General features: G+C 52.8%; 16 protein-coding genes. 2 read left to right on the plus strand and 14 right to left on the minus strand.

Going from position 1 to position 21,700, the window contains the following annotated elements:
* Positions 1 to 177 precede the first annotated feature (177 nt).
* Positions 178 to 1,008 carry a tyrosine-type recombinase/integrase gene (locus SH678x_RS06900; RefSeq protein ID WP_496922154.1) on the minus strand — a complete coding sequence of 277 codons (831 nt, stop codon included), beginning with the start codon at positions 1,006 to 1,008 and terminating at the stop codon, positions 178 to 180.
* On the minus strand, positions 1,008 to 1,313 hold the full coding sequence (locus SH678x_RS06905; RefSeq protein WP_496922155.1) for a hypothetical protein: 306 nt from the start codon (positions 1,311 to 1,313) through the stop codon (positions 1,008 to 1,010). Before SH678x_RS06905 ends, SH678x_RS06900 begins: the two co-directional genes overlap by 1 nt.
* 132 nt (positions 1,314 to 1,445) lie before the next feature.
* On the opposite strand from SH678x_RS06905, the gene SH678x_RS06910 reads away from it, so the two are divergent.
* Positions 1,446 to 1,718 carry a hypothetical protein gene (locus SH678x_RS06910; RefSeq protein ID WP_496922156.1) on the plus strand — a complete coding sequence of 91 codons (273 nt, stop codon included), beginning with the start codon at positions 1,446 to 1,448 and terminating at the stop codon, positions 1,716 to 1,718.
* Between the two features lie 205 nt (positions 1,719 to 1,923).
* On the opposite strand, the gene SH678x_RS06915 is transcribed toward SH678x_RS06910, so the two are convergent.
* From SH678x_RS06915 to SH678x_RS06935, 5 genes are all read right to left on the minus strand, one after another.
* On the minus strand, positions 1,924 to 3,381 hold the full coding sequence (locus tag SH678x_RS06915; RefSeq protein WP_496922157.1) for a TolC family protein: 1,458 nt from the start codon (positions 3,379 to 3,381) through the stop codon (positions 1,924 to 1,926).
* 178 nt (positions 3,382 to 3,559) lie between these two features.
* A complete protein-coding gene (locus SH678x_RS06920; protein WP_496922158.1) occupies positions 3,560 to 3,901 on the minus strand; it encodes a DUF3147 family protein in 342 nt (113 codons plus the stop codon).
* A 40-nt stretch (positions 3,902 to 3,941) separates the two neighbouring features.
* Positions 3,942 to 4,862 carry a hypothetical protein gene (locus SH678x_RS06925; protein ID WP_496922159.1) on the minus strand — a complete coding sequence of 307 codons (921 nt, stop codon included), beginning with the start codon at positions 4,860 to 4,862 and terminating at the stop codon, positions 3,942 to 3,944.
* A 43-nt stretch (positions 4,863 to 4,905) separates the two neighbouring features.
* The gene (locus SH678x_RS06930) at positions 4,906 to 8,331 is read right to left on the minus strand and encodes an efflux RND transporter permease subunit (protein ID WP_496922160.1); all 3,426 of its coding nucleotides are present in this window, start codon (positions 8,329 to 8,331) and stop codon (positions 4,906 to 4,908) included.
* A gap of 22 nt (positions 8,332 to 8,353) precedes the next feature.
* Positions 8,354 to 9,763, minus strand: a complete 1,410-nt coding sequence (locus SH678x_RS06935) for an efflux RND transporter periplasmic adaptor subunit (RefSeq protein ID WP_496922161.1) — start codon at positions 9,761 to 9,763, stop codon at positions 8,354 to 8,356.
* Positions 9,764 to 10,112: 349 nt separating this feature from the next.
* Between SH678x_RS06935 and SH678x_RS06940 the strand changes: the two genes are divergently transcribed.
* Positions 10,113 to 10,259 (plus strand): hypothetical protein, encoded by a 147-nt coding sequence (locus SH678x_RS06940; RefSeq protein ID WP_496922162.1) that lies wholly within the window; start codon positions 10,113 to 10,115, stop codon positions 10,257 to 10,259.
* A gap of 479 nt (positions 10,260 to 10,738) precedes the next feature.
* Here the strand turns inward: SH678x_RS06940 and SH678x_RS06945 are convergent, their stop codons facing one another.
* The 7 genes from SH678x_RS06945 to SH678x_RS06975 all read right to left on the minus strand — a co-directional run bounded on the left by SH678x_RS06945 (position 10,739) and on the right by SH678x_RS06975 (position 21,683).
* Positions 10,739 to 11,779 (minus strand): glycoside hydrolase family 43 protein, encoded by a 1,041-nt coding sequence (locus SH678x_RS06945; protein ID WP_496922163.1) that lies wholly within the window; start codon positions 11,777 to 11,779, stop codon positions 10,739 to 10,741.
* 10 nt (positions 11,780 to 11,789) lie between these two features.
* Positions 11,790 to 14,861 carry a PA14 domain-containing protein gene (locus tag SH678x_RS06950; RefSeq protein ID WP_496922164.1) on the minus strand — a complete coding sequence of 1,024 codons (3,072 nt, stop codon included), beginning with the start codon at positions 14,859 to 14,861 and terminating at the stop codon, positions 11,790 to 11,792.
* Between the two features lie 154 nt (positions 14,862 to 15,015).
* Complete coding sequence (locus tag SH678x_RS06955) at positions 15,016 to 15,657, minus strand: EF-hand domain-containing protein (protein ID WP_496922165.1); 642 nt, start codon at positions 15,655 to 15,657, stop codon at positions 15,016 to 15,018.
* A gap of 46 nt (positions 15,658 to 15,703) precedes the next feature.
* Positions 15,704 to 16,771, minus strand: coding sequence for a DUF1559 family PulG-like putative transporter (locus tag SH678x_RS06960; protein WP_496922166.1), 1,068 nt, complete (start codon positions 16,769 to 16,771; stop codon positions 15,704 to 15,706).
* Between the two features lie 90 nt (positions 16,772 to 16,861).
* Entirely contained in the window at positions 16,862 to 17,776 is a 915-nt protein-coding gene (locus SH678x_RS06965; RefSeq protein ID WP_496922167.1) for a LamG-like jellyroll fold domain-containing protein, read from the minus strand.
* 74 nt (positions 17,777 to 17,850) lie between these two features.
* On the minus strand, positions 17,851 to 18,975 hold the full coding sequence (locus SH678x_RS06970) for a LamG-like jellyroll fold domain-containing protein (RefSeq protein WP_496922168.1): 1,125 nt from the start codon (positions 18,973 to 18,975) through the stop codon (positions 17,851 to 17,853).
* A 65-nt stretch (positions 18,976 to 19,040) separates the two neighbouring features.
* Positions 19,041 to 21,683, minus strand: coding sequence for a sugar-binding domain-containing protein (locus tag SH678x_RS06975; protein WP_496922169.1), 2,643 nt, complete (start codon positions 21,681 to 21,683; stop codon positions 19,041 to 19,043).
* Between the last annotated feature and the right edge of the window lie 17 nt (positions 21,684 to 21,700).

A 21,700-nucleotide genomic window follows, 5' to 3' on the forward strand; every position in this document is an offset into this window, starting at 1 on the left:
ATAGGATAGTGTCTATACCCTGATGTCGATGTAAGTCGTTATTGAACAGATTCAAAATCCAGTGCCCGCAAGGGCGTGAGGGTTCGACCCCCTCCTCCGGTACTTCTTTGGGATAAGGACTTACGTCAATTTCTCTGATCCCAGCAGCCCTCTCAAAAAGTGCGAGTTCTACATTTTTCAGAGAACTTGTTTTTCGTCCTGTTCATCGGCCTGATTTTGGTCGTCAGGCTCACGGACAATTTTGCGGACCTGGGCTGCCGCTCGCATCCCGGGTTTCGTATTGATGTAGTATCTTTCGGTTGTCGTCACACTGGCATGACCTAGAAAGTCGCGTACGACGACCGTCGGTACATCGTTGGCGGTCAGTTCTGATGCACAGGTGGAGCGACAGTCTTTCGGGACATAATGTTCCCCGTCAGGTATCCCTGCGGCAGTCTGAATCAGATGCCAGTCGACATAGACTTGGCGATAAGTGTCATAAGGCCAGGGCAAGACAGAATCATTGGGTGCGTTGAACGGACTCCGATCTTTCCATTGCTTGAGGACATCCGATAATTCTGTGGCAATGGGAACTACTCGATCTTTACGACTCTTAGATGTGCCGGCTCGAATGCGAACCTCGTTTGCTTGAAAGGAGATATCACTCCAAAACAGGCCCAGCGCTTCCCCCCGCCGTACGCCCAAATAGTAAATGAGGTACAGAAAAATCCTCCACCAGTCAGGAGGCATTTTTTTAAGCTTGAGCTGAGGATGGCGTAGTGCCGCGAGTAACGCCAAGAAATCCTCTTCTGGCATGATCGTTGGATCTCGACGTTCCTCTTCGATGAGAAGTCCAAAGAAATCTGGGATGTCGTCAAGTACTCCGCGCCGTTTGGCCCAACGATATAGAACTCTCAAATGTCGGAGGTCTCGATTGACCGTGGCCACTGCGGCACCCGCAGCCAATCTGGCTTGTATGAAGTTCTCCAACAGAGTGAGATTGATCTCTGTAAGGGACTTTACATTCATTACCTTCGCAAATTCATCAAACTCAGTTGATAGATCTCGATCGTCTTCGGGGTTAGTCGGCCATGATGCATCTCTACATACTCATCGACCAGCTGTTCCCATAACCAATCGAGTACGCTATTGATATCAATCTCCAGTTCCAACTCGAGTTGTCGGCGGAACTGTTCGGCAACTCGCTTGACGGTTGTGCCTGTAGTTCGCCAAATCTCCTTCCATTTGGGTTTGCCTGGAATGTTGTCGACAAGTTCCCACCACCGAACATACCAATTGGGCGATTTGCCGTTGGGATGTTTCAGGAGTTGCACTTTTCGGATTTGTGGTGCGATTGCCAACTTTTATCCGGACTTATCTCTAAATTTACAGAAACAGGAGTCGCTGGTTTCGTTGCTTAATACCCGAATCAACGGCTTTGGATGTGCGCCTAAGAATGGATCGTAGTGATCCGATCAGCAGGACAAATAGCCTTCGACCGGAGTTACCACTGGTCGAAGTTACTCAGAATCCGCGTGCAAAGCACCGCCGTGGTTGCAGCTTTTTTGCAGCATACATGCAGCAAGACTAGTGGTATGCCAGAAAACCTTGCCAACACGATCTCGCCTTCAGAGTTTATCGACTTGGTCGTTGCTGATATTTGTGAGCCTTGGTTTTTTTCTCAAGCACAACACGTTTGGAAGAAAGTTCACAAGCCGACAAGCTCAATGTTCTTCTAATGGTGCAAGACATCAAGTTTTGAACTCGATGCCCGCGTGCCGCTGATCATTGATGTTCCGGCTATCCTTGGAATGTGCTATCTGAATTGCTGGTTCGCCTGATTATAGCTTGAGTGCGATATCAGCCCAAAATGCATTTCATAGGAATAGGATTCAGTCTACATATTGAAGCTGCCTTCTCAGGCGACTAAATCAAACATCCAGACTACCGACCCCGAAAATCAAGAAGCTCAGCAGAATTGGATGATTCGCCGTTACTGGAGCGAACTTCTGTCGTTGTAACAGTGTTTTGCAGACTGCCACGAAGAAGCAGACCTTCGATCTCTACTTCTGCAATACGAAGCATCCGTACTGCATCCAAGTAATTGATTTGTGTTTGCGAATAGGTGCGTTGGGAAGTCAACAATGCTGTGTAGTTTGCCTCACCCGCTTCATACATCTGTCGAGTCAGGTCCAAAGATTCTTGGGCCGCGGGTAGGATAATCGCATTGTAGCGCTCAACTTGATTGCGGGCATTCGAGTACTGCTCAAAAATAGGCGCCAGGCGATTCTGGAGATCAAGACTCAGTTGAGAGAGTGCTTGCTTAGCCGCGACAACTTCATGCTCGGCACGAGCGATGGCTCCTTGATTTCGATCGAAGAAGGGAATGGGGAGGCTGACGGCTACCCCGCCATCGGGCTTGCCACCGATGCCGTTATCTTGCCAGTTCACCAAGCCTTGAAAGTTCACATTGGGCACGGGTTCAGCACGGGCTCGTTGCAAGGCCAGACATGCTCGCTCAACTTCTATCGCCGCGGCTGAAATCTCTGGACTCAGCTCTAAGAGCCGTGCCAGCGATTCCTCAAACTCATATTCTCGGGGTGGTTGTTCGGCGTCACCTTCGAGGGGCTGCGGTGTTAACTCCGGAGCCCCCACGACCGCCGCGAGACTATGCCAAGCCGCGTCATGACGATTCTGGGCATTCTGTGCAAGGATTCGGGCGTTCTCGATTTCCAGTTGTGCTTGGAGAATATCGACACGGCCAACTTCCTTGGCTTGAAACAATGCGTCAGCCGATTGCGAACCCTCACCGCTAATCCGAATTAAATTGTCAGTGAGCAGAATTTGTCGTTGAGCCAACACAACTTCGTAGTAGGCAATTCTCACATCTGTGAGAACTCGCAGCTCTTGGGCGGCAAGTTCTTGCTCAACCTGCATTCGCTCCCGTTCTGCAACGGCCCGGTTAAGTCGCAATTTACCGCCGCGAACAAATTCTTGACTGAACAAGACACCGTGCTGCTCAGCAAGTCCGCCGCTCCCCAGCTGCTGGCCTTCATAACCAACGCTTGGATTGGGAGGTAGTCCCACTTGTACTAAGTTACCACGAGCCGCACCGACCAACGCCCACATTCTTCGCACCGAGGGATTTGCCGCGAGTGCCATCTGCTCTAGTTCTTCCAGAGTCAGAACGGCAGGTTCATCTGTTGCTGGCAATGGCACTGGCTTTGGTATGGGCAGAGCTTCGCCCTTGGCGACAATGCTCTCGGGATACTGTAGTGTGATGATCTCATCAGCTAAGCTGACGGATGCTATGCTGAATGCCAGTGCAAGGCCTAGACCTGACCGGATTAAGGTAGGCCATTGGCATGGCTTATAGCAGCGGTGATCATAGAATTGGTTCATGCTGGGAATCCTTCCCGCGCGATGGCGAGTCCTTGCCATATCGTGATTTCGTCCAGTTTCTTCTGTTTGGATAACCTATTTAGATGATTCCAATTTTCTTTGCCATTCTTTCCAGATTTCGGCTTATTACGGCTGTAATGACGCTGGCTCTGCTATCACGGCACGAAGGTCACGCTGGCTAACTATTGGGTCCCAGCAGGAACCAAGCGCCAATTGTCGCCGCAGCTAATCCGATCCCTAGAGCCATCGCCAGCCAAAATCCAATGCCTAATTCGTTGGCAAACGCAAACGGCACAAAGAACGGTAGGCCTAAGGGAACCAGAATCAACGTTTCTCTTGCGAGCTTGGAGATCGCCCCCATGTCATGATGCTGATGCCAACCCATGGCGAATGCCAAGATGCTGACAATCGGCAACGACAACAGCAGGGCACCATAGCGCGGATAGCGTTTGGACAACTCCGCCACTGCGACGATGGTGACTGCTGCAATTAGAACTCGTAAGATGTTCCAAAGATTCATAGTTCACCTATACCACCATATCTTTATTACCGGAAGCAAATTATTCATGGGGGTGAGTGTGTCCATCGGCATGAGTGTGTGGGATAAGCACAAACTCTTCCGAGCGATATTTCTCTCCATCAGCAGTCAAAGTAACTTCCACCTTCGACTTGAATTCCTTACCTATCAGCCAGCTTGGGTCTTGCCCAGAACTGCCTGGGAATATGAAATAGTTTGTCATGCCGTCGCGTAGATTGGCCTCTCCTTCTTCATCTTCGTTTTTCTCATTGTTTCGCACAGCGAGAGTAGCTGTCTTTCCAGCGACATCTTTGAAGGAGACATTGATTTTCGTCTCGGCTGGGAGATCCAAAGGCTCTTTCAATTGGCGATCCTTGCCGAGCCACAATTCAAGATCGCCTTTATCATCGTGGAGTTTCAGTTCCACAAAGCCAACCTCTTCGCCAGACTTTCCTTTCAGGCCGGCAATAACCCCATCATGCGGAGTGGCATGTTCATGGCCGTGACCATGTTCTCCTGCGGTTTCCGTAAACTCTCCCATCGCTGGTTTGCCATCAATCTCGCCGGAAAGTGCGCCTGCAAAGTCAGCGACGTTGCCGATGCCCGGATCGGTGCCCACAAATTTCGAGGCTTTGCCCTCTTTTCCATCAACTGGCAGCATGACCACGGTTAGGGGTTCAACCTTCTTACCCTCTGCCGTTTTCGTCGCTTTAGTGATCAGAATGAATTCGGTCGCTGCCACGCTGGCTGGCGATTTCTCATCGGCCCCGAGGAACACGATGGTGCATTCCTGTTTGTCGTGATCGACTGTGAATTCCGCATGGTAACTCCCCAGGTCAAACACCACGCCGCCGTTGGGCCCCGCGCCATGTGGCGCATGTTCGACCGCACTCAACATAGAGTTACTTGCGAGCAGCAAGGCAGCAACCAGAAAACTTTGAGACATCAATTTCATGGACTTCATCACACTTTCCCTCTCATTAGAAAACTAGAAACAACTTGTCATTTCAAACACTTTGCAGCAAATCGTTCTCTGAACTTTCGCTGTTTACCAATCGCTCGGCGTCCTTGCCACTAAACTTCCAGAACAAACCAGGATGCAGCAGAAACTCACAAAATGTGGACGTACTCAAACCGCCAAGAATCACCGTGGCGACTGGATAAAGAATTTCCAAACCAGGTTTCTTGCCTCCGACAACCAAGGGCACCAAACCAATCCCCGCCGTGAGTGCGGTCATGAGCACCGGAGACAATCGCTCCAAACTGCCGCGTAAGATCGTGGCCTGTGAAAATGGCTGGTCTTCCTCTTTCATCAAATGAAAGTAATGCGTCACTAGTAGGATGCCGTTCCTGACTGCGATTCCCCCGAGCGAAACGAAACCAACGAGACTGGCCACGGTTAGAGTTTGCTGCGTAATCATCAAAGCCAACACTCCACCAATAAATGCCGTCGGGATGGCATTGAGAATTTGAAACGTGATACGTGCCGAGGGATAAAGCATCATCAACACGACAAAAATGCCCGCGAGAGAAACACCGGCCAATCCAGTGATGAGCCGTGTTGCTGAACGCTGAGCTTCGAATTGTCCGCCGAATTCGATGAAGTACCCTGCGGGGAGTTGGACGCGCTGTTTAACTTTTTGTTCGATTTCTTCAATCGCTCCTGCTAAGTCGCGGCCCGTGATGTTGCATCGCACAGTCTGTTTGCGACGGACGTTCTCGCGGTTCACCAAATTCGGCCCGCTGGCGGCTGCAGGAAAGTCCGCCACGTCCTTCAACCGCAACTGCCCGCGACCGTCAGGCAGTTCTAGTCGTAACTCCCTCAAAAAGTCGGGGTCGGAACGATAGGGCTCTTCCAACTTAATCACTAAATCAAAGCGGCGCTGGCCTTCCAGCACTTTGGAGACGGATTCTCCCTTCAAAGCGGTCTGCACAAATTTAGCGACGAACTCGCGGCTGACACCGTGGAGAGCTAGGTCATCTGGCCTCAACACAACGTGCAGTTCATCGATACGCTCTTGAGGATCAATGATCGGCGGCGTTACTCCAGCCACTTCCTGCAAGGCCGCACGAACATTGCCAGCAATTTGACGAATCTTGTCCAAGTCATCGCCGAAAATCTTCACCGCGACTTGAGCGTTCACTCCCGAGAGCATGTGGCTGATGAGGTGGGAGAGAGGTTGTTCGGCTTCGATTTCGACTCCGGGGACTTCTGCTCGCAAATCAATGAGGACAGTTTTTAAGAACTCATCACGCTGTGTTGCCGCATGGGGGTTCATCGTGAGAATGTATTCACCAACGTTTACCGGCTGAGCATGTTCATCGAGTTCCGCTCGGCCCGTCCGCCTTGCAAAATGTAATATGGGGCCATTAGGGTTCTTATCAGTTATCCGCATAGATGCGAGCTTGCGGTCAATGACATCGGACACTTCGTTTGACGCCTTGAGTGACGAGCCGCCTGGAAGCGCCACGTTGATCTGGACGCTTCCCTCATCGAACTTGGGGAGGAAATCGGCACCCATGCGGGAAAGCTGCCAAACGCTAAAGCCCACAAGTATCCAAGTGATCGCCAACAACATACCCGCGTGCCGCATACTGAAGCGAATCAGCGGTGTTGCTAGTAACTTGAGCCAATGCAACATAAGCCCGTCTCCGTGACGATGCGTCGCTTTCGATTGCGGCAATAAGTAGTACGACAGGACAGGTGTCACTGTGAGTGAGACAACAAGCGAGGCTAGGATCGAAACGATGTAGGCGAGGCCTAAAGGTATGAAGAGTCGACCTTCCACACCCGACAGAGCGAATAGCGGCAGAAAGGCGAGGATCACAACCGCCGTGCCGAACACAATGGCTGACCGAATCTCGCTGCTCGCTTCATAGACCACCCACAGTGGCGGCTTTGGAGTTGGCGAGGCGTTATTTTCGGTGAGCCGCCGGAAGATATTCTCCACATCGACGATAGCATCATCCACGAGTTCGCCCATCGCGACCGCGATACCGCCAAGGGTCATCACGTTGATAGACAACTCGGTGCCTGTGAGCGTTCCGATCAATCGGAAAACGAGAGTCGTAATCACCAGCGACAACGGTATGGCTGTCAAGGTGATGAATGTGGTGCGAATGTTGAGGAGGAACAGAAACAGCACAATGACGACAAGTACCGCCCCGATAACAAGCGCTTCCTCAACATAATAAATACCGCGATCAATAAAACCTTTGAGCTGAAACAAGTCGGTGTTGATGATAATATCAGCGGGCAGTGTCGCCTGAGAGTCGCGCAATGCCGCTTTGACTTGCTGGGTGAGCTTGCGAGTATCGGCATGCGGTTGCTTGACAATCGTGATGACCACACCTGGATTGCCGTCGATGCTGGCATCCCCACGTTTGGGAGCTGGTCCTTCTCTTACGGTCGCTACGTGCCGCAGCAGTACGGGCCGTTCCGCGTTCAATTTGACGGGGACTTTAAGGAGGTCTTCGACGACTTGTTGCGGCAATGGTCCCAGTCTGCCGATGATCCGCACCGGACGCTCGTTCTGTCCCTCTTCCAGGAACCCCCCACTCGTGTTGAGGTTATTGGCTTTAATCGCCGCCTCAATATCTTGGAGCGAGACGTTATACTCCTGCAATTTGGCGGGATCGACGAGCACTTGATACTGCTTGATGTCGCCTCCCATGATGATGACTTCGGCAATGCCGGGGAGCTTGAGCAGTCGTGGACGAATGATCCAATCGGAAGTCGTACGCAAATCCATCCGTTCTTCTAAGGGCGTTCTGAAGCTGACGGAGTGGGGCCGACCGGCGAGGAGGAAGGAAACCTTGGGATGAGCAGCGGTTCCTTCCCAGACTAAGTTCTCGATGGGTACCTTCTCCCAACTGGCGAGGTTGTTATGCTCGCGTGGATTCCAGACCACAAGTTCTATCTGGCCCTCGACCTCAGTTCGCTCTGCCACAAATTTGCTGTCGCCGACTTGGGCGAGGTCGCCCCCTTGTGGCCCGTTGCGGTGATGAAGACCGACATGCAGGATTTGTCCCATGATCGAAGCGGGCGGCGTCATTTGCGGTCGAATGCCCTCCGGCATCGGGACGGCGGCGAGTCGTTCCATGACGACTTGGCGGGCATAGCGAATTTCCGTACGCCAATCGAACTCAACATAGATGACGTTCATGCCTTGGCTGGATTGACTACGAACCGCTTCCACTCCAGACGCCCCTAGGAGGGCGGTTTCAATCGGGAGCGTGACGAGCGTTTCGACTTCCTCCGGGGAGAGCCCCGGACATTCGGTGAGAATGACCACCCGTGGCCGGTCGAGGTCGGGGAAAACATCAATCGGAATGGTTGTCGTTAAATAGCCGCCATAGACCAGTACCACCAAGGAGGCAGCCAGGACCAACGTGCGATAACGCAAGGCGAGACGAATGACGGAGTTGAGCATGATAATTCCTTTTACTGCACCACTAGCGCTGGGCTTCGTCTTCGTTTTTGTGGAGGCTGCCGTCCGCATGGATGTGGAAGCCTTTCGGTACGTCGCCGGAACCCGACTTTGTCATGCGGTTCAATTGAGCAGCAGCTGTCTGGGCGATGGCAGCAATCGTTGACTGCTCTTGGCCCCTCTTGAAAGTCGGAAACGTACCGTCGTTAGCGAGCACCACTCGGTCGCGATCACGATACAAGACATGCACGCTCTTACGCTCGAATGTGTTGGCGTTCTGGGTAAAGACATAGGCTTCCGCTCCCTCCCAGACGACAGCGTCGGCAGGCAACACAAATACATTGATTAGTTTCTCAACGCGAATGCGCAAGAGAACTTTCTGCCCTGGTCTGAATCTCCACAACAATTGCCGCGTGTCACCATGATCGACGGTCTTATATTGATTCTCTAATGGCAGTAGAAAACCAAAAGTGCGCGTGATGGGGTCAATCGTGTTAGCGATGTAGCGGATCAGAAACGCTTGTTCCATGGGTGGCCAGTCGGCCTCGGCGTCTTCCTGAAAATCGACTTCCACGGGCCAGCCTTCTTTGACGCTCCGCTCTAAGAGGGAGGTTTCATCACGAAAGGCTCGGCCTTCGACGGCAAGTAACTGGTGATTGGAGAGGTGACAAAGCGTTTGGCCGGCCTGCACTTGCTCTCCAAGTTCGACTTTGAGTTCTTGGAACTCGTAGGCAAACGGTTGTTCTTCGACAGGAGTTACGGGATACGTCTGGAAGGTCGCCCGTGGCGGTACAACCAAGGAGATTTCACTCAGCAGGTTTCCCTCCGCCACGCCGTAGATTTCATCTTGTGATAAACCTCGATTGATTAGCTCTTGCTGGTAGGCTTGAGCGGCGATCTTCAGGCGAGAGATTTCGTTTTCGACTTCGATAATGCGGGCCTGGGCGATGGCTTCACCGCCGCTTGCGAGTCGTTGGCGGCGTGCCTCGGCGAGCTTGATATCTTGGCTTGTTTTGAATAATTCGGTCTGTGTTTGTTGGAGCGATTCACTGGCCAGCTTGAGGGTGAATAGGATGTCACCAGGACGAACCATATCACCAGGGACATGAAAGATTTGACTGATGGTTCCGATGGCCGGTGCGACGACTTCGCGGTCACTCATCCCAGGGCGATCGACGATCATACCTTGAATAGCGATTGTCTTCCAAAAAACTTCGGTTTGAAGTCGCTTAGCTGTCAGACCCAAATTCTTCTGCGCTTGATCCCCCACGATAATCGTGTCTGTGGGACCGGCTTCGGCCTCGACAGGCGGTGCCGCGTCTTTAGCATTGGCAGGTGAGCTTGGTTGCCAGTGTCGATAGCTCCACCAAATGCCGCCAGAGATCGCCGCCAGCACGCAGCTCACAATAGTCAATTGCACGATTGGACGAACCATAACGCACCTAGATAGAAACGACGCAAAACAGAGTGGAGAGCAGCGATTCAAATTCACTGCAACACTGGGAATGCCGCCAAGAGCGGGCCGTCACTTTGAGTAACGGCGAAAGCGGGCAGCGAAGAGCGCTAGCTCAAATGCGCAATGTGCGCAGTGCCAGATAGAGCGGACAAGCGGGACTGCATTTATCCGAGAAATTAGGCTTAGCCCAAGCCGTCGATAGTTCGGTAGGACTAATTGTTGCGACGGTGGAGAACGTCGCTATAACGAGCAGGTTATTGACGACATCAAACTCTGGGCCTGATGAAATCGTCGGAGTTTCTTCGGATAAGTAGACGGCGTCACTCTCGTGGTCTGGCTGGTTCGCTGGCTCCGATTGTGGAGCGGCAACGTGTTCGCCTTCGGTGCCGTGATGGTGAGCGTGGTCTACGTGGTGAATATGGCTGGCACGATGAGTGTGGCCAGCGTGATGAGAGTGCTCTCCATCCAACCATGAAACGTGGACGTGTGGGCGCGCCTCAGGGCTATGCTGGCTGTCGTCATGGGCGTGAGGCACCAGCGCCATTTGGGTGGCGAGGTAGGCCGTGACAAGCACAAGGGTGAGGCAGCGGTGAACCATGAAAACGTGAGTCCTTCGCTGTACTATAGGAACCAACAGATACCGCGACAAGCGGAAATGCTGGCTGTGGCAAATGGCGTCGTGCAGCAAAACCTCTCTGGTTCATCGACCAAACCTGCTGAGAGGCATTATCGAATACCTCCCTATCAGCAGAAAACCTAGCTTCAATTCACAATCGGATGAATCAAAAGTCCCGCTACCGCTGCTGTCAGAACCATGAAGTGTCCGGCAAGTTTCTGAATCGCCATAGATATGACTAGAGTAACACGCATGATGGATCACCTTAATGAGGTCCTTGAGACTCATCCAGGCTGAATAGATAGTGGTAGGCAACTTGAAGTCCGATCATGATGCCCTCAAGATGCTGTGCAGCGTGGACCGTCGGCGGTCCAAATCAGCGGATCGATGCACATTTGCCGCTTTGTGATGGCTTTATCCCAAGCATGATAGACCACGACTTCGGTTTTGCCATCGGGCGCGATAACGATGGAATGATGCCCAGGGCCTCGCACAACGCTTGGAACTTCATGCAAGACGCGAGCCGATTGCCCCTGTTCGGAATATGGCCCCATTACGGCATCGGCTACGACATAGTCCACGCCGTAGTTGGGCGTGCCGAAGTTTGAACCGCTGTAAAAGCAATAGTAGCGGCCATCGTGCTTAACCACCCAGGGTGCTTCAATGGTGTGCCAATCGAAAATCTGCCCGTCATAAAGATCCATCTTGCGATTGCCTTCAAACAATGTCCAAGCATACCGCGGACGTACAACAACACGCGGTTTGCCTGCGAGACGAGTCATATCCAATAAGCGATCGACGACGATACCAGTCCCCGCCATGCAGCCATCTTCGGTGTTGGGAAAATCCTTGGCGTAGAAGAAATACCAACTGCCGTCGTCACCTTGATAAGGATGTCCATCAATGAAAAACGGTGCTGACTCGCCATCTTTCAATGGCATGGCGTTATCGACATACGGACCTTCGGGCTGCTTGCTCGTGGCGACGCGAATCGAGAAATTTAGGTCGGGCAACGTACCAGCGGAATAATACAAATAGAATGTCCCGTTGTGATGCACGACCTCGGGTGCCCAATATTGGACTTTTGGATTCTCAAGCGGAGGTTGCAATGCGCCGCCTATCTCTTGCCAACTAACGAGATCGTCGGACGAGAGTACACGGAAAACCCGGCCATCGACCCGAGTAGCGCCAGTCGTGCCGAAAGCGTAATAGCGTCCGTCGAATTTTAACACGCCTGGGTCGGGCATGCTCTCGGGAAAAACTGGATTCGTGTATTTCGACAATTCCGAAGCTAAAGAATTCCTAGAAAGAACCAGCGCAGCCGTTGTAGCTGCGGTGGTTTGCAAGAATCTACGGCGCGGCAGGGTAATTCGTTCCAAAATTCTTTCCTTATGACAACAGGCTTTCCAAGGCATCATCAAGCGAAAGTAAGAACTCTTCGGACAGACTAATTTCCGCCTCGGCATCGAAAACCAGATCAAGATCAGAATTTACCGTGCCTTGTATCACAGACGAGTCCGAATTGAATTGCAAAGCGCGAATTTGATCGGCATGCAACAGCTCCCAGACGAGTTGGAACTCGGCCGAATTGAAACTTGATTGCTCAGCACTTATCAGCGGTGTCATGCGGGCGAACACAATGGCATCATTATCATCTGTCGTGCTTGTATTTTCTGCCGTCAGGGCCTGTACCGTTTGCACGGGTTCAAACAAGAATTCGGACACTTCAAGTGACCGATTGCTGATGCGAACTTCGTCGATGAAGGCATCCGTCCAATCCGCGGCATTACCATCGTACATGCCTCGGCCAACGCTGAAGTTACCAGTGGAATTGTAGAGGACTTGGCCACCTGTTCCGGCGAAATCATCGCCGCTCTTGGAATCGACGAGTTGGTATTCGCCGGTTTCGCCCAACAAGTATAACTCCGCGTGATTCGATGAGAGCACAAAGGCGACATGATTCCACGTGCCGGCCGTCATCGTCGTGCCGCTTGATAAATAATGCACGTCGCCGTCGCCATCGATCCATTCCACAAAGAGTTGATTGGCCGTGCCATCGGGAAAGCTGTCGCCACGAACTTTGATTTGCAGCGGAGCCACGGCGCTGGCGGTCGGTTTGCCGTCTTTGCCGAGCAAGGTTTGAAAGCCACCGATCGTGTTCATGTTGAACGCCAACTCGAGCGTCATCGCCGTGAAGAGTTGTGAATTAATCGGCTTGCCATCTGTGTAATTATCGTCATTCAGCCCTGCTCCATCACCACCGGGACCAAAATCGAGCGACAATGTGTTCTGTAATCCGCTCCGCAAAGGCACCGGCGAGACGGATGTCGTGTAAGTTGCCGATGTGAACGCGGGGTCGTAGGTCCGCATGTAATTACCATGCCCCGAACTATCGACGACGCTATTGGGACCAGGCGGGATCAACGCCCCTGCGGTACTACCTTCGTGTCGCCAATAAGCCAAAGTCTCGTCGGGCAAAGCGGTCGTGGCGTAGTTACGCTGCCAAGCCAGGAAGTCGCGGCCATCAACCACGCCGTTCGCATTAAAGTCGGCCGAGCTTCCCGGGAACAACGACAATCCATACTGGGCTTGCCACACAACAAGGTCGGAGGGCCCGACCGTGCCATCGGCATCGAAATCTCCGTTGAGAAATTCTCGTTCGGGATCGGCGGGGCCAGACGGCACATTGATAGGCGTAGTGGCCGGAACCGGCGGGCCAAAATTCGGCGTGCCATCAGCGTTGTACGTGAATGGTTGAATATAAACGTCGCGATCGTCCTGCCAGTTGTCGGCGTCATGATGCGCGTGGTAGACAATCCAATTCTCCGTACCGTCCGGCGAGGTCGTGAACGAGGCGTGCCCCGTGCCTACGATGTCGCCCGCACGCTGGAAGACCGGTGTAGCCGCCTTTTGCCACGACGATGCACTCGTGATCGGTCCCACCCCATCGTACGTGAGCCGACCCAACGCATAGTTTTGGCTCCAGTAGCCGCTGGCGGAGTAGATAATGTGCAACTTGCCGTTGTGATTCAGGATTTGCGGCCCTTCATTGATCGGCAAGCCATGTTGTTCCCAAGCATAGGTGGGTGAGCTGATAAGCGAGCGAGTGCCACTGATCGTGAGCGGATCGGACATCGGCGCAATGTAAAGATTCTGCTGGCCGTCGGTCGCCCCGGGCCAACCCGACCAAACGAAATAGAGTTGGTCGTTCCAGGTCATCGGCGTGCCGTCGATGGCCCAGCCGCCGGTGTTCAGTTGCCCTTTGAAAGTGTACGGCCCCATCGGATTGGGATCGTCGCGCTCAAGCACGTACATCCGATGGGTAGCATTGTTACCATTAGACGCAGTGACATAGATGTACCACTTGCCGTTAAGCCGGTGCAATTCGGGGGCCCACACCTGCTCGGAATAATTCGTTCCCGGTGGCGGCGTCCAAACAACCGTTGAAGCGCTTTCGGGAGTGCTGATGTGAATATCTTCCAGTCGCTCGGCACGTTCCATGCGGACATTGTTGCCCGTGGTGTTGACCATGTAGTACTGGCCTTCCCAGAACATGACATTCGGATCGGCTCCGGGACCAAGCGGGTTGGTGAACTGTAATGGAGTCGCCGCGGCGGCGCGTAGGTTCGAGCTGGGGACGACTTGAAACACATTCTCGCCGGTTTGTTGCTCACTCGACCACTTGAAGTCGATTTGGGCGCTGCCAGTTTTGTCGAAATATTCCAGCCGGATGTCATACCACTTACCGGCTTCCAGTTTTTTTGTGCCTTGAGCCGTCTGGGTGGGATGAGCCGTCCAATCATCAATGACCAGTTCGTTGCCAATCCACAACCGCGCGCCTTCGTCACTGGTGATTGAGAAAACGTAATCCTCGGAATAGTCGACGCGAATCTGTCCCGTCCATTTCACATTGACTTGATCGACAGCCACCGAGGGATGTGGACGTCCGGTGCCCCAATTAAAATTGACCGCGGAATCGACTCGGACAGCGTTGCCACCGAAGGAATCGGTGTACTGACCACGCAAGCCTTCGGGGCTGGCATACAACTGTGTGGCTGGGATGATCTGACGCGCCTGGCTGGCGCTCGACCATTCGAGCGAAATGTTAGCGCTGCCAAATTGCTCGTAATAATCGAGACGGATGTCGTACTTTTGCCCGGCAACCAGCGAGATTGTGGACGTATCAGTTTCTGAGTTGTGTGGTTCCCAATTGTCGACCAACAGTTGGCCGTTCACCCACAATCGCACGCCCTGATTGCTGGTGGTGTAGAACGTGTACGTTTCGGAGTGAAGAGCCTCAACTTGGCCAGTCCACCGCACGCTGTAGTTGTCGGCATCTAGCCCCGGCAGCGGAGAAGCCGGACCCCAATTAAAATCGACCGCCTCGGTGCGCTCGTCGGCGAGGCCCGTGAAATCTTCGTTGTGAAAATACTGTCCGGTCAAGCCTGTACCAGCCAACATCGCTCGGGATTCGAGGCGCTCGATGGCTAAATGCCGCGGCGCAGCAGCGGACGAATTTGATGTCAATGGTTGTCTAGGCACGGGTTGCTCTCTGGTGATCTGTTCCGAATCGCCGTTGTCCGACGGCGAAGTGTCAGCGACAAGAATTACATACCTACTTTTTTTTTGATTGAAGGTCCCAAGTCACGCCTGCAGGATTTTGTCCGGCCAATCCCGCTTCGATACCGAGCGTGGTGGCTGTGTTGTAGACTTCGGGGATGGGAATTGTTGGGTGCGTGATTTCGACGAGATACAATCCAGGCTGCATCACGGGGAGATTCTTGGGAAAATCAGACGGGCGACTTTCTGCGACGATCTCAAGTGACCCAACGCCTGTTGCGTCAGTAGTACCACTCGCAGGCTGAATCGCACCTCCTAAAAATGTCGCTGGAGTAAGTTTTACTTGTGCACCCTCAAGTGGCCTACCATCGAGTCGCACCAAAAAAGGAACGGATACCGCACCAATACCTCGCTTCGACCAGCCTTGCATACCGGCGATAAGCTCCGCCTGTGACAACGACCCGTCCTTGTCGATGTCATATGCCGGCAGGGCATTGAGCAAAGGCGGGCTGGCAGCTAATTCTTCAGCATTAAACTGTCCGTCGGAATCTTTATCGTAGAGTGTAATCGCTTCCTGGGCCGCGTCATCGGGATCGACACCGGGAGTGCTGATGCGACCTGGCCGACCACTGCAGCCCACAGCCACAAGACAGAGAAATACGCTCAATGAAAAAATCGTAAAACAATTATGAACCATGATAAAGCTTTATGAGGTACAAGGCCAAAGACAGTTTTTGGGTAAACTAAAACCCTGCTGATATTGTTTCACCACCATTGCGAGTGCCAAGGGCATCGTGAACAACGGGATCAATGTCGTAAGATATACCTTGGATTGAAGCATCACACATAGCCATAAAGAACGTACTTGGATGAGCACTGCCAAATGCCCGAAACCAGTTAAATCCGGGCTGATCGGGCGCCGGCCTGGCCTCGGCAATTGTGGCTGGGCCTGTAACGCGAGAAGAGTCCAGATCATCTGCAATCCAAGCACCTTGATCATCACCGATATCTTTTTCTTCAGACTCGGACGTTCGACCACCGTCGTAAAAATCTGGATTAATGTTCTTTTCACCGACCATATAGGTATTCGAAGTACCGTCTGATATGTGCTTCATTTCGATTTCACTTCGCTGGTAGACGATGCCTAACAGTTTGTTGAATGCATCGAACTTGGAGTGATAAAAATCCGTCCCTTGATCAGCTTGCGTTGGCGTCGGCCCTTTACCCCACTGATTTAGATATAAATTCCCATTAATCGTGGGGTCACCAAATCCAACCCTAATTAATGGCCCTAGGTTCGCCGCAAAATCTGTCCGAGCAAGTACCTGGGGATTCCCAAAGTTGAAGTTGATGCCATCACCAAGCCCTGCATCGGCATTCGTATAAGCATTCGGTGGTCTGCGGCTTGGACAATAGAAAGTCGCAACTGGCGTTTGTGCCAACTGCGTGAGGCCTTCCCGTTTCGCCGCGGCGGTACCCCCTGAACCAAGTTGATGAATGTTGCCCGCCTCTAAGTAAGGAAGAATACTGTACGCCCAACTTCCAGGTTGAGATTTACCCGTGCCACGATCAGGGTCTCCGATCCATGCGTAGCCCCAACCTCCGGAAGGAAAAAATTGATGCGTGTCGTGGTGCATCTGCCACGCCAGTGCAATTTGCTTGAGTTGATTCGAGCATTGCGAACGCCGGGCAGCTTCGCGGGCCGCTTGGATGGCTGGCAGCAGGAGCGCAACCAGCACTCCGATGATCGCAATAACGACCAACAGCTCGACGAGCGTAAATCCTGAACGAGAACGATCAAACCTTTTCATCGCACCACCTCTTACTATCCTTCGAGACAAGTTCGGCGAGGCCCTGCCCCCAAAGCCCCGCCGAACCTTTGATTTCTTCTAGCAAGCCGCTTACCGGCGACCTCGCCGTAAGAGCCCAACCAAACCCATTGCTGCTAAACAAAGCGACGTGGGTTCAGGAACAAACAAAAACTCATCACGAGTCAGCGCTACGTCGCTGATTCGAACTTCATCGATCAAGGCGTCCGACCAGTCGGCCACGCCGTTGTTGAACATACCCCGACCAACTGAAAAGTTCGTGGGATCGTTGATCAACACCTCTCCCGATGGACCCGCGAAATCCTGGCCCGTCAGAGAACTGAGCAACTTGTAGTTACCAGTCTCATCCGCCGAATACAGTTCCGCCGTGGTATCGGACAACACAAATGCCATGTGATTCCAGTTATTAGCCGTCACGGATTCACCTCCGGCGAGAAAGTGGATATCACCATCGCCGTCAATCCACTCGACAAACAATTGATTCGGAATTGCATTGGGAAAATCATCGCCACGAATAAGCACTTTCAATGGCGGAACCACACTCGGCGTCGGCTTGCCATCTTTTCCGAACAAAGCTTGGTAGCCTCCAATGGAATTCATATTGAATGCGAGCTCGACAGTCATGGCACTAAACAACTGCGAATTGACGGATGCTCCTTCGGAATAGTTGTCGTCGTTCAGTCCGGCATCGTCGCCTCCCGGTCCAAAGTCGAGGGACAACGTGTTGGCCAATCCGCTGCGTAATGGCAGAGGAGAAACCGACGAGGAATATGTCGCCGACGTAAACGTTGGGTCAAATGTCCGCATGTGATTGCCGTTGCCCGAAGCATCAAGCACCGATGCTGGCCCTGCCGCGATCGATCCGCCCGCGGGCCCCTCTTCGTGTCGCCAATAGGCACTGGTCGCAGCTTCTACAGACTGGGCTACGAATCCCAGCACGATCGCGAATGCCAATCGGCGAGTTCTAATCATTGAAGTACAACTCATGAGCAAACTCCCCCTCAGAAAAAAGATGAAAAGTGTGTATCCGTTACCGCCAAAACTCCTGAAATTTACGAACTTTAAAACGACTTACGTCGCCGTTGTGACAAGACGCCTCCTACCAATCCACAGATCAGCACCAAGCCGGCAGGCTCGGGAATGGAAACTAAGCCTGACAATGCTGGTGGATAGGCATTCTGCCAGTCGCTTAGATTGCCCAGGCTGGGATTGCGTTGCCAAGCAAGAAAATCCCGACCGGTTACAACCCCATTCCCATCAAAATCGCCAGTCACTCCGCCTGGTTCGGTGAGGAACAAGAAATTATTCGGCGTGAGCAGGGTATCGCTAATCCGCACTTCGTCGATCAAGGCATTCGACCAATCGGTCACACCGTTGTTGAACATGCCGCGACCGATCGAGATGCCTGCCGGTTCAAAAACCGTCACTTCGCCGGGTCCGAGCGACCCCGCAAAATCATTGCCTGAAATTGCACCCTTCAACACGTAGTCGCCGGTTTCTCCAGCTACCCAGAGTTCGGCATCTGTCGCTGAGAGAGTGAAAGCAACATGGTACCAGGTGTTTGCCTGTACGGTTTCGCCCGTGGCGATACTATGAATGTCACCATCGCCATCGATCCATTCGACAAACAATTGATTCTGAACCGCATTGGGAAAATCGTCACCGCGGACTTTAATTTGCAAGGGAGCGACCGGCGAATCAATTTCGCCAGGACTATCGCCCAGTGGCTTACCATCTTTGCCAAACAGCGTTTGAAAGCCGCCGATGGTATGCATATTGAACGCGAGTTCCACCGTCATCGCGGTAAAAAGTTGCGTTTGAATCGGCTTATCTGCGGTGTAGTTGTCGTCGTTACGGCCGCCACCATCATCGACGCCGACAGTGGGGCTCTCGCCAAAATCAAGGGCGAGGGTGTTGGACAAACCACTTCGGAGCGCCAATGGCGAAACGGAGTTCGAGTAGGTGGCCGCCGTGAAAGGAGCTGACCCGGATGAAAATGTCTGCATGTGATTGTCATTGCCAGACGAATCAAGCACGGTATCTGGCCCACCCGGGACAAACTGTCCTGAAGTGCCTTCTTCGTGACGATAGTAGGCCGCGGTATCGGCCCAAGAATTCGTTGAAGTAAAAGCCGTGAGCGCCACAAGCGCGCATGCCATGCTCATCGTTGGTAAGAACCTTTTCATGAAAACCTCCGCCGCTAAATCAAAATGTTGTCGAAAAGTAAATGACGCGTTCAAACAAATCAGACTTACTGAGAAGCTTTTTCCGCACTACCGCTTCCGAAAAGAAACTGCGTTTCTTCAAGGGCTTTCGTCGAGACGCGCACTTCGTCGATCTGGCCCACAAAGTCACGTCCCATCTTGCCCGCCTCACAGCCCCGCCCTACCAACCATGTGCCACCCTGCCTTGTGAGCGATCCCTCGATGCTCGCTTCTCCTGCAAGCACAAATGGTCCGTCCCCCTCATCGTTAGCCACGTAAAGTTTCACGATTCCATCCCTGCACGTGACTACCGTGTGATACCAGTGGTTAGGTTCCGCTTCGAAGTCGCTATGAATCACGATTTTGTTGCCCGCTTGATCAACAAGTTCGATCCCAATGGTGGCGGGAGTGCCAAACAAACCCAGTTGGAACAAGGGGCGAATCATTCCGTCTCGATCTTCTTCTTTGGAGAGCACAACTTGATTGCCATTGACTGCGACGGGACAAAAACTGGCTTCGATTGTCCAATCGGCAAACGGATAAAGATTCAATATGTCCATGTGTGTTCGCGAGACGTCGGGATTCGTGAACAAATCACGGGTTGCTCCCCCATCGACGGGCGGTTCGGAGTCGTTAAGGCTTTGCTTGTTAGCGACTCGGATCAGGCCAAATTGACGTTGTGGGACCAAGTTACCTATTAGCGGCGCATTAAGCGGAGAAAATGCAAACAGGTGATTGTTGTGCCCAGAAAAATCGCGAGCAGCAATCGCACCCATTTGCGCTCTTAAATCACTGACTGATTTGCCGACATTGCCATCTTCAAATCGCCACCACGCCAGCACCGAAGCATCGACGTTTTGGGCTTCAGTTCGCGTCGGAAGGGGCTCATACAATGCCAAGTTTGCTGCAAGCACCGTTTTTTCGTCGGGCTTGATCACGGCGCGATCGTAGGTCATCAGACCGTTGACTTCGACTTCGACGTCCGTCGTTTGGGTATAAACGGCAGCGCTCAAATGCGACTCAACGAGGGGGCGTAGTTTTGCCACGGCATCGGTATACGCCACCGTCAGTTGCTCAGGGGTTTCAAAGCTGCGATAACCCCAGTTTTCTTCTTGCTGCCAAGTGTGGCCTTTGAGCGGCAACCCAAAGCCCCCGAATTCACCCAACACGGCCGCTCGTTTGACTTCCGCTGGAGGAGCACCCGGACCGGGATAAAAATGGTCATCTTTGATGTCGCCGCATTCAAAATCGTTACCGCCGCTCGCCGCATTCACAAGGCGCGTGGGATCGTATTGTTTGAGCCAATCCACCACCGCCACCGTGTCGAACTGTCCCCAACCTTCGTTGAATGGAACCCAAATCACGATGCACGTCATGTTGTGCAACGCATCGACCATCTCCTTCAATTCCTGCCGGAACTGCGCGGCCGATTCGGGCGTGCGCTCGATCTCAGTGCCATCGGCGGGCCACGGGGCATTCGTAGCGCCGCTCGGCATGTCCTGCCACACAATCAATCCCATCTTATCGCACCAGTAATACCACCGTGCGGGCTCGACCTTCACATGCTTGCGAACCATGTTGAAGCCAAGTTGCTTGGTCACGTCCAAATCGTACTTCAGCGCTTCATCGGTGGGAGCCGTGTACAGACCGTCGGGCCAGTACCCCTGATCGAGCGGCCCATATTGAAACAACGGTTCGCCATTGAAAAAGATTCGTGTCAGGCCGTTATGATCCTTGCCGAGTTCAATCGAACGCACGCCAAAATAACTGGCGACGGAATCAATCGTTTTGTCGTTATCAATTAACTCGATATCAAGATCATAAAGGTAGGGGTCCGCAGGGGACCAAAGGTGAACATTCTCCAGTTTGATCACAATCTCCTGATCGGCGGATTGCTCCTGAGAGGCAACCACTTTGCCTTCGGCTTTAACGGTAACTTTTAACTGTGAGTTTTTAGAAGCACCAACCGCATCAGCTTTCACGGTGACCGTGCCTTGCTTGCGATCTGTCAAAACCTTCAATCCGCGTACATAGGTCTGCGGCACAGGTTCCAGCCAAACTGTTTGCCAAATACCACTAATGGGCGTATACCAAATCCCCTCAGGTTGGCGAACTTGTTTGCCCCGCGGTTGCGTGCCAGCATCGGTTGGATCAGTCACGCCCACCACTAGCTGATTCTCCTTGTCGAATTCAATGGCCTCCGTGATGTCAAAGGAGAACGGCGTGTACCCCCCCTGATGTTCGCCGACTCGCTTGCCGTTGACCCAAACTTCGGAGTGCCAATCGACAGCACCAAAATGCAGGAGAATGCGCTGGCCATTCCAATCGGCACCCACCTTAAATGTGCGTCGATACCAAGCCGTTTCGGTGGGCAAAAGGGAATGTTGCACTCCACCAAGATCACTTTCGATGGGGAAAGGCACAAGTATTTCGTCAGAGAACTTAGTAGGTCGCTGGGAATCCTTATCAGAGATCTGGAATTCCCAATGCCCGTTGAGATTCTGCCACTCGTCACGAACAAGATGCGGTCGTGGATATTCAGGCAGCGGCTTCTCGGACACCTCCGCAGCCCAGCGCGTCACGAGGTGCTCAATCGGTTCAGTCCATGCGTCGTTCACCATGACCAACATGATGCTGGCGATGAGCGCGGTTGTTGAATAGCCGATATTTCGAGAAGAGAGGTTCATCATATTACTAAAGAGAAAAG

The organism is Bythopirellula superficialaquae, assembly GCF_059632245.1.